The organism is Pseudomonas sp. GW821-FHT09E12 (genome assembly GCF_059416085.1).
Window position 1 is genome coordinate 1,154,696 of record NZ_JBWKOM010000001.1, and the last position, 11,166, is coordinate 1,165,861.

Annotated in this window: 7 protein-coding genes; 5 read left to right on the forward strand and 2 right to left on the reverse strand. The window is 64.7% G+C overall.

Annotation, left to right across the window (positions count from 1 at the left end):
• Positions 1-45: 45 nt before the first annotated feature.
• Entirely contained in the window at positions 46-1,668 is a 1,623-nt protein-coding gene (gene pvdP / locus AC07PQ_RS05230) for a pyoverdine maturation tyrosinase PvdP (RefSeq protein WP_493184301.1), read from the reverse strand.
• 207 nt (positions 1,669-1,875) lie between these two features.
• Here pvdP and pvdM point away from each other — a divergent pair, with 207 nt between their 5' ends.
• Genes pvdM through pvdO form a run of 3 tightly spaced genes read left to right on the forward strand, consistent with a single transcriptional unit; the run spans position 1,876 to position 5,573 of the window.
• A complete protein-coding gene (gene pvdM, locus AC07PQ_RS05235) occupies positions 1,876-3,300 on the forward strand; it encodes a pyoverdine-tailoring dipeptidase-like protein PvdM (RefSeq protein ID WP_493184300.1) in 1,425 nt (474 codons plus the stop codon).
• A 36-nt stretch (positions 3,301-3,336) separates the two neighbouring features.
• On the forward strand, positions 3,337-4,635 hold the full coding sequence (gene pvdN / locus AC07PQ_RS05240) for a pyoverdine-tailoring periplasmic protein PvdN (protein WP_037035589.1): 1,299 nt from the start codon (positions 3,337-3,339) through the stop codon (positions 4,633-4,635).
• 44 nt (positions 4,636-4,679) lie between these two features.
• Positions 4,680-5,573 (forward strand): dihydropyoverdine dehydrogenase, encoded by an 894-nt coding sequence (gene pvdO, locus AC07PQ_RS05245; RefSeq protein ID WP_052034498.1) that lies wholly within the window; start codon positions 4,680-4,682, stop codon positions 5,571-5,573.
• Between the two features lie 54 nt (positions 5,574-5,627).
• On the opposite strand, the gene AC07PQ_RS05250 is transcribed toward pvdO, so the two are convergent.
• Positions 5,628-6,479 (reverse strand): formyltransferase family protein, encoded by an 852-nt coding sequence (locus AC07PQ_RS05250; protein ID WP_493184299.1) that lies wholly within the window; start codon positions 6,477-6,479, stop codon positions 5,628-5,630.
• A 186-nt stretch (positions 6,480-6,665) separates the two neighbouring features.
• On the opposite strand from AC07PQ_RS05250, the gene AC07PQ_RS05255 reads away from it, so the two are divergent.
• Both AC07PQ_RS05255 and AC07PQ_RS05260 read left to right on the forward strand, forming a co-directional pair.
• Positions 6,666-8,318 (forward strand): cyclic peptide export ABC transporter, encoded by a 1,653-nt coding sequence (locus AC07PQ_RS05255; protein WP_007930115.1) that lies wholly within the window; start codon positions 6,666-6,668, stop codon positions 8,316-8,318.
• A 95-nt stretch (positions 8,319-8,413) separates the two neighbouring features.
• On the forward strand, positions 8,414-10,888 hold the full coding sequence (locus AC07PQ_RS05260) for a TonB-dependent siderophore receptor (protein WP_037035591.1): 2,475 nt from the start codon (positions 8,414-8,416) through the stop codon (positions 10,886-10,888).
• Positions 10,889-11,166: the final 278 nt, after the last annotated feature.

Below are 11,166 nucleotides of genomic sequence, written 5' to 3' on the forward strand. Positions count from 1 at the left end.
ACGGCGCGGGCCCTGCGACAGGACCCGCGCCGCGGCCTTACCGGCTCACAACTTCAGGTGCTGGGCGTACCAGGGACGCCGCGGTGCCCGCTTGAGCAACTGTGGCACCTCCTCGTCACGGCTCAGGGCGATACGCAGGGCCAGCTTCATGACCTCCTGGTCCATCTCCAGCGACATCTCGCCAGGCGCGTTGCCCAGCGGGCCGCAGCCATGGGTCGAGGCCCCCAGCCACGGGTCGTCGATCTCGACCCAGCGCCCGGGCGCGAACCACGGCACACCGTTGACCTCGCGGCGCAGCACTTCGCCGGGATGGAAGCGCTCATGGGCGCGGAACCAATCGTCGATGCGGTCGTCGATCCAGCCATGGAACTTCCAGAACATCGGATGCACATGGGACGAGAACGGGTCGCCGAGAAAGTCGTTCTGCGCCAGGTACCAGCGTCCGGCGAAGTCCGAGGAAACCCGGGCCTCCATGACCGGCATGCCGTTGGCAGGGTCCCGGGCAACATCGGCCCAGCGCATGTGCAACCAGTCATGCAGGCCCAGCTCGACCTCCGAACCAAACTGCCCCAGGGTCAGGCGGCTGAGGTATTCGGGGTCCTGGTACTGCGACTCCCAGACCTGGAAATTGCCATAGAAGGCCGCGTCGCTCTTCAAGCCATGCAGCCATCGGGTGAACTCTTCATCGTCGTCGGCGATCCAGGCCGGCGGCACCGAGCAGCCGTCGTGGTTTTCGTAGTAGCGGATAAAGCCCTGGCGATCCTGCTCCAGGCGCGGCGACGGCAAGGGCAGCTGCTGCCAGGACACCAGGTCCGGCTGTAGCGAACGGGCCTGCAACAGCATGTGCCGGTGCATGAAGAGGAAGTCGACTCCCGAGGCGTTGCGATGCTTGCGTCGTCCACGGGCATCGCGCTCGTGCTTGAGCGGTCCCGGCTGCCAGCCAAGCCCCCGCAGGCTGTTTTGCTTGTCCTTGGGCAAGGAATGCCAGCGATCCCGGGAGGCATGCCAGAGCTGGTGGAACAGGCGATGCTGCGGCGACACCAGCCAGGCCAGCAACTCGGGGCTCAGGCCGTTCTGCTCCCGGGCCGCGGGAAAGGCCCGCTTGCGCGCCACGAAGCGCACCGCGGACACCGGCGCCAGGGGCGAGACCTGCAACGACTGCAGGCTGCCGCTGAGGGTGCCGCTGCCGGCATTGCCCCAGCTCGCCCAGACCTCGTCGAGCGCCACCTGGCACTCATGGCTGGGCGCGCCGCCGATCTGGCCTGCGGCGAACAGCCGCCAGCACAACTTCGCGGCGTCCACCGCCGCCAGCTCGCCCTGCACCCGAAACTCCACCGGACCGTCACCGCGCAGGCTTTGCGGATGCCCCAGAAAGCCGCGCAGGCCGCGCCCGGTCGGACCGACATCGAGCACCAGCTCACAGCCGCGACGCGGTAGCGGTGCCTGGGCGTCCAGAAACTCGATATCCCAGATGCCCCGCAGGTGATCGGCGAGACGCACGCCCGGATCGAGGGCGACTTCCAGCTTGGCTTCCCCCGGGGTGATTTCCAGCTCTTCCTGACGGCGCACGTCCTGGCGCTGCAACTCCTTGCGGGTGTAGAGCGCCACAGGAATAGCCGCCCCCGTCACCGCCAGACCGGTCAAAAATCCTCGTCTCGAAAACCTCATCGCTCTACCTATATCCAGTGGCGCGTCACGCATCTAGCTAGAACGTTGGATTTGCACGGAAATTTACCGGCGAGCCACTCCCGGGCCGCTAAATTTGCCGCCGGCCAGCTCGTTTATCGCGGATAGATGTACACAAAAGGTCGGACCTGGAAGCACCGCGCTTGCAGCCCCGACCCCGTCATCAGCCCGCCTGCGACTGGGATAGCAATGATCAAATTACCTGGTAAGAAAACCCTCTACCTGAGCCTGCTGGTACTTATTGTCGCCGTACTCGGTGTCGGTACCGGGGCCGCCTGGCACTACTACTGGAAAGGCCGGGTGTCTTACCCCAGCGACATCGTCAAGCGCGCCAACGACCTGCAGGAGCGCATCATCTCCTTCGACAGCCATGTCACCGTGCCCCTGGACTTCGGCACCGAAGGCACCGAGGCGGACAAGGACACCCATCGTCAGTTCGACCTGGTCAAGGCCGGTCGCGGCAGGATGTCCGGCGTGGCCCTGAGCATTCTCGCCTGGCCGGAAATGTGGAACGGCCCCAACGCCCCGCACCGCCCCACCGCCGGCTTCGTCGAAGAAGCCCGGCACCAGCGCGAGACCCGCTACCGGATCATCCAGGGCCTGGTGCGCGACTTCCCCAACCAGGTAGCCATCGCCTATACCCCCGCCGACCTGCGCCGCATCGCCTCCGAAGGCAAGCTGGCGGTGGTGGTCAGCCTGCTCAATGCCTATGCCATGGGCGACAACCTCGACCAGTTGGACAAGTGGGCCGCCCGCGGCATGCGCCTGTTCGGCTTCAGCTATGTGGGCAACAACGACTGGGCCGACTCCTCGCGCCCGCTGCCGTTCTTCAACGACACCCGGGACGCCCTCGGCGGCCTCTCGCCGATCGGCAAGCAGGCCGTGCACCGGCTCAATGACCTGGGGGTGGTGATCGACGTCTCGCAGATGTCCAGCAAGGCCCTGGACGATGTCGCGGCCCTGACCCGCGCGCCGCTGGTGGCCTCGCACTCCGCGCCCCGGGCCCTGGTGGACATCCCGCGCAACCTCAGCGACAAGGAACTGCAGGTCATCAAGGCCACCGGCGGGGTGGTCCAGGTCGTGGGCTTCTCCACCTACCTGCGCCCCCTCAGCCAGCCGACCCTGGACAAGCTCAACGCCCTGCGCAAGCGCTTCGACCTGGCCCCGCTGCCAGGCCTGGAAAACGCCCTGATGCCGGGCGACTCGGTCATCACCATCTGGCCGGAACAGCGCTTCGGCGAGTACGCCAGCTCCCTGTACGGCATCCTTGAAGAAGAGCCCAAAGCCAGCCTCAAGGACTATGTCGACGCCATCGACTACACGGTGAAAAAGATCGGCATCGATCACGTCGGCATCAGCTCGGACTTCAACGAGGGCGGCGGCGTCAACGGCTGGATGAGCGTGGCGGACAACCGCAACGTCACCGCCGAGCTGATCCAGCGCGGCTACACCGACATCGAGATCGCCAAGCTCTGGGGCGAGAACTACCTGCGCGTCTGGGAACAGGTGCGCAAACTCGCCAAGCCGGCGCAACCCACCGCGCAACCTGTCGCACATGCCGTCGATCGTGCCGTCGAGCATGCCTTAACCGAACACGCCGTCGTCGCCGACTGAACCATGACCGACCGAACCCTGAACGAGAACCCTCCCGTGACCAATCGCCGGACCTTCCTCAAGCACGCGGGCCTGCTGGCCGCCGCCCTGCCCCTGGGCAGCTTTGCCATCGGCCAGGCCCGGGCCGCCGCCACACCCGCCACCAGCCCCCAGCAATGGGCCCAATTGCGCCAGCTGTTCGACCTCGACCCGGACTATGTGCACCTGGCCAACTTCCTTATCACCTCGCACCCCAAGCCCGTGCGCGAGGCCATCGAACAGTACCGCGCGGTGCTGGATCGCAACCCGGCCATGGCCATGGACTACGACACCCAGTACACCTGGAAGCACGAGGCCCAGGTGCGCGAGAGCGTCGGCCGCTACCTGCAGATCAAGCCCGCCCAGGTGGCCCTGACCGGCAGCACCACCGAAGGCCTGGCCATGATGTATGGCGGCATCCACGTGCGCCCCGGGCAGGAAATACTGACCACGGTGCATGAACACTACTCGACCCGCAACGCACTCAAGTACCGCTCCCAGCGCGACGGCACCCAGGTGCGCACCATCGAGCTGTTCAAGTCGCCCCACCAGGTCTCCATCGACGAAGTGCTGGGCAATATCGACCGCAGCATCCGCCCCAACACTCGCGTCCTGGGGATGACCTGGGTGCAATCGGGTAGCAGCGTGAAGCTGCCGATCGGCGAGATCGGCAAGCTGGTGGACCAGCACAACCGCAATCGCGACGAGGGCGAGCGGATTCTCTACTGCGTCGACGGCGTCCACGGCCTGGGGGTGGAGGACGTCACCTTTGCCGACCTCAATTGCGACTTCTTCGTCGCCGGCACCCACAAATGGATGTTCGGCCCGCGGGGCACCGGGATCTTCTGCTCGCGTTCGGAAAAGCTCGAGCACCTGACGCCGATGGTGGCGACCTTCTCCGAGAACCAGGACTTCGCCACCACCATGACCCCTGGCGGCTACCACAGCTTCGAACACCGCTGGGCCGTGGACCAGGCCTTCGAACTGCACATGCGACTGGGCAAGGCCAACGTCCAGGCGCGGATCCACCAACTCAACAGCTACCTCAAGCAACGCCTGCAGGAACTGCCGGGCATCGAGCTGGTGACGCCCCTGAGCCCGCAGCTGTCCGCCGGCTTCACCTTCTTCCGAGGCCCGAACCTGGACACCGACGCCACCGCCGCCTGGCTGATCGAGAACCGCATCCTGGTGGACGCGGTGGACCGCGACGCGGGACCCGTGGTGCGCATGGCGCCTGGCCTGCTCAACAGCGAGGCGGATATCGACCGCGCCATGGACCTGCTGGGCAAGCGACTGCGCGGCGGCAAGACCGCCTGAGCCTCGTCCACCTCTTTTCTCTACATCGCACAAGGTTACTGATGATGAAACCTATCGCCTGCTCCTCACTCGCCGCGCTGCTCGGCTGCCTGGTCAGCCTCACTGCCCAGGCAGCCGAACCCGCCAAGCCCGGCAGCGTGTTCAAGGACTGCAAGAACTGCCCGGAAATGGTGGTGCTGCCCGCCGGCAGCTTCGTCATGGGCTCCCCCGAAGGCGAGGTCGGCAGGGAACCCGACGAAGGCCCGCAGCACAAGGTGACCTTCAGCAAGCCCTTCGCCATCAGCCGTTTCCACGTGACCGCCGGCGAGCTGGATGCCTACATCCGCGAGACCGGCACGGTGATCAAGGACGGTGACGACCGGCCCGGTCGCCTGTGCCAGGCCAGCAAGCCGCGCTATCAACAAGGCCCGCGCCAGCCCGCGGTCTGCGTCGACTATGCCGAGGTCCAGGCCTATGCCCAGTGGTTGTCGAAGAAGACCGGCCAGCACTACCGGATGATCAGCGAGGCCGAGCGCGAGTACGCCGCACGCGCCGGCAGCACCGGTTCCTTCCCCTTCCCGTTCGATGAAGAAGGCCAGTACCAGATCAGCAAGCACGCCAACACCTACGGCCCCAAGGACGGCTACAGCTACAGCTCCCCGGTGGGCAGCTATCCGCCCAACGCCTTCGGCATGTATGACATGCACGGCAATGTCTATGAGTGGGTCGCCGACTGCTGGCACCCCGACTATGTCGGCGCGCCCACCGATGGCAGTGCCTGGATGGAAGACTCGGGCGGCGTGTGTCTCGACGCGCAGATTCGCGGCAACGACTGGGGCGAGGCCCCGGTGTTCTCCCGCTCGGGCAACCGCAACAGCCGCAAGCGCGAGGTTCGTGGGGATTGGTTGAGCTTCCGTGTCGTGCGCGAACTGGAACAGCCCGGCGCCCAGCACCAGTAAAAGGCCCGATCGACAGCGATCAAGCGCGACTGTCGCGCTTGATCACCGCGGGCCTCAGGCGCCGGCCCGGGACTCGCCGACCGGCTGCTCGGCCAGCAGCGCCAGGCCTTCATGCAAGGCCGGGAACAGGCTGTTGTTGAAGTTGTTCCAGCGCAGTTCGAGGATGGTGTCCTCGGGCGCGATCTCGGTGTTGAGCACGTCGTGGAACACCTCGCCGGAATCGATGCCGTTGTCCACGTAGTGGAACGAAGCACCGGTCATGTACAGCGGCTCGACCGGCTCGGTTTCCCGGGTGGTCCAGTCCACCACCTTCTGCCCCCGGGCACCGTACAGCGCATTCCAGGTGGCATAGGCACCGCGGCGCTCGTAGGGCGACTCGAGGCGGGTGATGCCCGGATGGATGTTCATGATCCGCCGCGCGAAAGGCGCGCCCGGGCGCACCAGCTCGTCGAGGATCACCAGCAGGCCGTCGAGCACCACGATGTCGGCTTTCAGTTCCACCAAGGTGTCGTGCAGGCGACGCTCGAAATCCTGCTTGCCGGCGATGTGCTCGGCCGAGCCGCGCGGATGGCGGCGATAGGTGGACGGCACGCTGAGCAGCAGGTCATTGACCAGGCGCCCCTGCACGCGCAGGTCCGCCGGGTACAGCCATTGCCGGCCGGGCTGATAGGCGAAGCCGTAGTCGCTCACCAGTTGCCGGTCCCGTGGCGACTGTTCGTCGTCGTCATACACCACCCCGACCAGGTTATAAGCGTCGCCCAGGGGCGTCTGGTTGAGCGTCTCCACCAGGAACTCCAGCACCGACTTCATGTAGCGCTCGTGATCCCTATAGGCCACCGGCTGCCCGGCCTTGTCGGCCGCCGCGTTCCTCAGGGACCAGACATACACCAGATTCTTTTTCGTCATTTGCTCGCTCTCGCTGAATGGGCCAGGCACGACGTCGTTACGCGTGCACCTGCAGAACAAGAACGAATCAGGCGCCGGGCAATTTATCCACGCCCGCGGCCGCGCTAAATACTCCCGCCAACGGTTCGTCTGTCATGGGTACGGGTCTTTCTGCCTCGACCCTTCATTCACTGCCGGGAACCCCTTATGACCGACCCCAAGCGCGGAGCCTTTCACGGACTGCTCGCCCTGCTCAGACCCTTTCGTACCACTGTGGTGATTTCCGTGGCCCTGGGCATGGTAGGCGGCCTGGCCATCACCCTGCTGCTGGCCACCATCAACAACGCCCTGCACTCGGCGACCGGCATGACCCAGGGCGTGGTGCTGACCTTCGCCGCCCTGTGCCTGCTGGCCCTGACCAGCTCGATCGTCTCGGATATCGGCACCAACTACGTGGGCCAGCGAATCATCGCCGCCCTGCGCAAGGACCTGGGGGAAAAAGTGCTCTCGGCGCCCATCACCCAGATCGAGCGCTACCGCTCCCACCGCCTGATCCCGGTGCTGACCCACGACGTCGACACCATCAGCGACTTCTCCTTCGCCTTCACCCCGCTGGCCATCGCCGCCACCGTCACCCTGGGCTGCCTGGGCTACCTGGCGTACCTGTCGGTGCCGATGTTCCTGATGATGGTGGTCGCCATCATCATCGGCATCAGCGTGCAGTACGTGGCCGGCGGCAAGGGGATCCGCGGCTTCGACCTGGCCCGCGACCAGGAAGACGAACTGCAGCGCTACTACAACGCCATTGCCTCGGGCGCCAAGGAACTGCGCATGCACCGCCCGCGCCGCTACCGGATGAACACCCACCGGATCCGGGAAACCGCGGACCGCATCGCCTCGATCCAGGTGCGTTCGGTGAACATCTACATCCTGGCCAAGACCTTCGGCTCGATGCTGTTCTTCGTGGTCATCGGCCTGGCCCTGGCCATGCAGGCCTACAACCCGAACCCGGACCCGACCGTGATCACCGGCTTCGTGCTGGTGCTGCTGTACATGAAAGGCCCGCTGGAAAACCTGGTGTCCTACCTGCCGGTGGTGGGCAAGGCGAAGATCGCCTTCGGCCGCATCAGCGAGCTGTCCCAGCGCTTCTCTTCCCCCGAACCCCACCTGCTGCTGGACGCTACCGAAGCGCCGAAACCCGTGGTGCACAGCCTCGAACTGCGTGGCGTGAGCTACAGCCCGCCCGCGGTGGAAGGCAGCGAGCCGTTCCACCTGGGGCCGATCAACCTGGACATCAAGCAGGGCGACATCGTGTTCATCGTCGGCGAGAACGGCTGTGGCAAGACCACCCTGATCAAGCTGCTGCTGGGGCTCTACCCACCCCAGGCCGGGGAAATACGCCTGAACGGCGAGGCCGTGACCGACCCGACCCGGGACGACTACCGCCAGCTGTTCACCACCGTGTTCGCCGACTACTACCTGTTCGACGACCTGGTCCAGGGCGGCGGCCAGCAGTCACTGGACAGCGCCAGCCAATACCTGGACCGCCTGGAAATCGCGCACAAGGTCAGTGTCAAGGATGGCGCCTTCACCACCACCGATCTCTCTACCGGCCAGCGCAAGCGCCTGGCCCTGATCAATGCCTGGCTCGAAGGGCGCCCGGTGCTAGTGTTCGACGAATGGGCGGCGGACCAGGACCCGGCCTTCCGGCGGATTTTCTACACCGAGCTGCTGCCGGATCTCAAGCGCCTGGGCAAGACCATCATCGTCATCAGTCACGACGATCGTTACTTCGATATCGCCGACCAACTGGTGCGCATGAAGGCCGGCAAAGTGATGACTGATCTGCAACCGGCGTGATTGTTTCCGGTTTATGGCCACTGGTGCGTCATACAGACAGAACTGAGAATTACTAGCATTAACAATCATTACATCTGCCGGACTTCTAAGAGCACATGAGCATGCCCGCACAACATCGACTGACTCCTCTGGCCAAAGCCCTCCTTTGCCAGGCGTTCTCGCCGAGAATGGCTTCGCGCACCCTGGGCCTGGCCCTGACCCTGCCCTTGATGGCGCAGGTCCAGGCCCAGGAAGTCCATTTCAACATCGCTTCGCAATCCATGGCGTCGGCCCTGCAGGAGTTCGGGCGCCAGGCCAACCTGCAAGTGCTGTACAGCCCTGACGATGTGCAAGGCAAGCGCAGCAACGCGCTCACCGGCAGCTATTCGGCGGAGCGGGCCATCGCGGTGCTGCTCAATGGCACGGGGGTCGCCTATTCCCTCAAGGGCAACTCGGTGACCATTCTCAACCGTGCTTCCGCAGGCTCGCTGGAACTGGGGGCCAGCACCATCACCGCCCAGGGCCTGGGCATGACCACCGAGGACACCGGTTCCTACACCACCGGGGCCATGCAGACCGCCAGCAAGCTGGCCCTGACGGCCCGGGAAACACCGCAATCGGTCACGGTCATCACCCGCCAGCGCATGGATGACCAGAACATGAAAACCCTGGAGGACGTGCTCAAGAGCACCCCGGGCATTTCCATGACCAAGGACGGTCCGCAGCGGCCGACCTTCTACTCCCGCGGCTTTGCCATCGAAAACCTGATGACCGATGGCCTGCCCAATGACTTGAGCCACTACCTCAGCCGGGACATGAACTCCACCCCCGACATGGCGATCTTCGACCGGGTGGAAGTGGTGCGTGGCGCCACCGGCATGATGCAAGGGGCCGGCAGCCCTTCGGCGGCGGTCAACATGGTGCGCAAGCGCCCGACCGCCACCCCGCGGGTCACCCTCACCGGCAGCGCCGGCAGCTGGGACAACTACCGCACCGAATTCGACGCCTCCAATGCCTTGAACGACAGTGGCACCCTGCGTGGGCGGATAGTCACCGCCTACCAGACCAAGGACAGCTTCCAGGATTTCACCAGCTCCGAGCGCTCGGTGTTCTACGGCATCACCGAGGCCGACCTGAACGAAGACACCACCTTCACCTTCGGCATCTCCAACCAGAACGCCAATAACAATACTGCCTGGGGCGGCCTGCCCGTGGCCAAGGACGGCAGCGACCTGCACCTGAAGCGCTCCACTTACCTGGGCAGCGACTGGGAATACTGGGACCAGGACAACACCACCGCGTTCACCCGCCTGGAGTACCGCTTCGCCAACAACTGGAAAATGCTCCTGGCCGCCAGCAGGAGCTGGTCCGACCTGAGCATGCTCGGCTCCATCCCGGAGCGCATGGGCCCCGACTACAATGAGTTCGGCCAGAACATCGGCCGGTACGACTACAAGGACAAGCAAAGCAGCTACGACGGTTATGTCACCGGGCCGTTCTCGCTGTTCGGTCGTACCCATGAACTGGTGGTGGGCGCCAGCAAGCGCGAACTGACGTTCAACGGCAAGGGCTTGCCCATCGACCTGGAGACCCATACCGACCTGAACAACCCCAGCGGCATTCCCAAGCCGGACATGAGCGCCAACCCCTGGACTCAGCACCGCACCAGCGAGCTGGAAGGCACCTATGTCACCACGCGCCTGAACCTCACCGATGACCTCAAGCTGATCCTCGGCGGCCGCCTGGACTGGTACAAATACGACGTCACCACCGCCTGGAACGGCAGGCCGTATGCCTCCAGCCTGCCCAACAAGGTAACGCGGCACCTGACCCGCTACGCCGGGGCGATCTATGACCTGGACGAACATCACTCGGTCTATGTCAGCTACACCGACATCTTCAAGCCGCAGACCGAACTCGATACCTCCAACAACGCCCTCAAGCCCATCGAAGGCAAAAACTACGAACTGGGTATCAAGGGCGAGTACTTCGACGGCAGCCTGAATGCCAGCGCGGCGATCTTCCGCATCGACCAGGAAAACCGCGCCAAGGAAGTGAGCCCCAACCAGTGCACGCCGGCAGGCACTACCTGCTATGAAGCCGCGGGCGAAGTCCGCAGCCAAGGTATCGAACTGGAAATCAACGGATCCCTGGCCCCGGGCTGGGAACTGGGGGCCGGCTACACCTACGCCTCCGTCAAATACACCAAGGACTCCAACCCGGACAACAAGGGTCGCCTGTTCGACACCGATATCCCGCGCCATGTGTTCAAGGCCTTCACCACCTACCAGCTGCCCGGCGATCTCAATCGCTGGACCATCGGTGGCGGCGTGTATCGCCAGAACACCATCTACAACCAGGGCAGCAACTTCTATGCCCCGACGACCAACTTCCGCATCGAACAAGAGGCCTACACCCTGGTCGACCTGATGACCAGCTACAAGGCCAGCGAAAATGTCGATATCCGCCTGAACATCAATAACGTTTTCGACAAGAAGTACTATCAGAGCATCGGCCTCAACACGGTCTATGGCACCAACCAGTATGGCGATCCGCGCAATGCCATGGTGACGGTACGCTGGTCGCTTTGAACCCCGTTTGAACCCCGCTGCCCGCCCTGCCCGGCCCACCGGCTGACCCAGGGCTCCACCCAGGATGACCGCGCTCATCCTGGGCTTCCCTCCCCGCCTCGCTCCCCTTCCCGCTCGACCGAACCACACCTCATCCGTTGTTGCAGCGGCCGCCGAATGCCTGTGCGCCTATCGCCGAGCCCACCCCAGGTGCCGGAAGTCATCGGCACCCGCGGGGCGGCCGCAAACTCAGCAGAGCGCAATGAAAAAGGCCCGGATCATCACTGATCCGGGCCTTT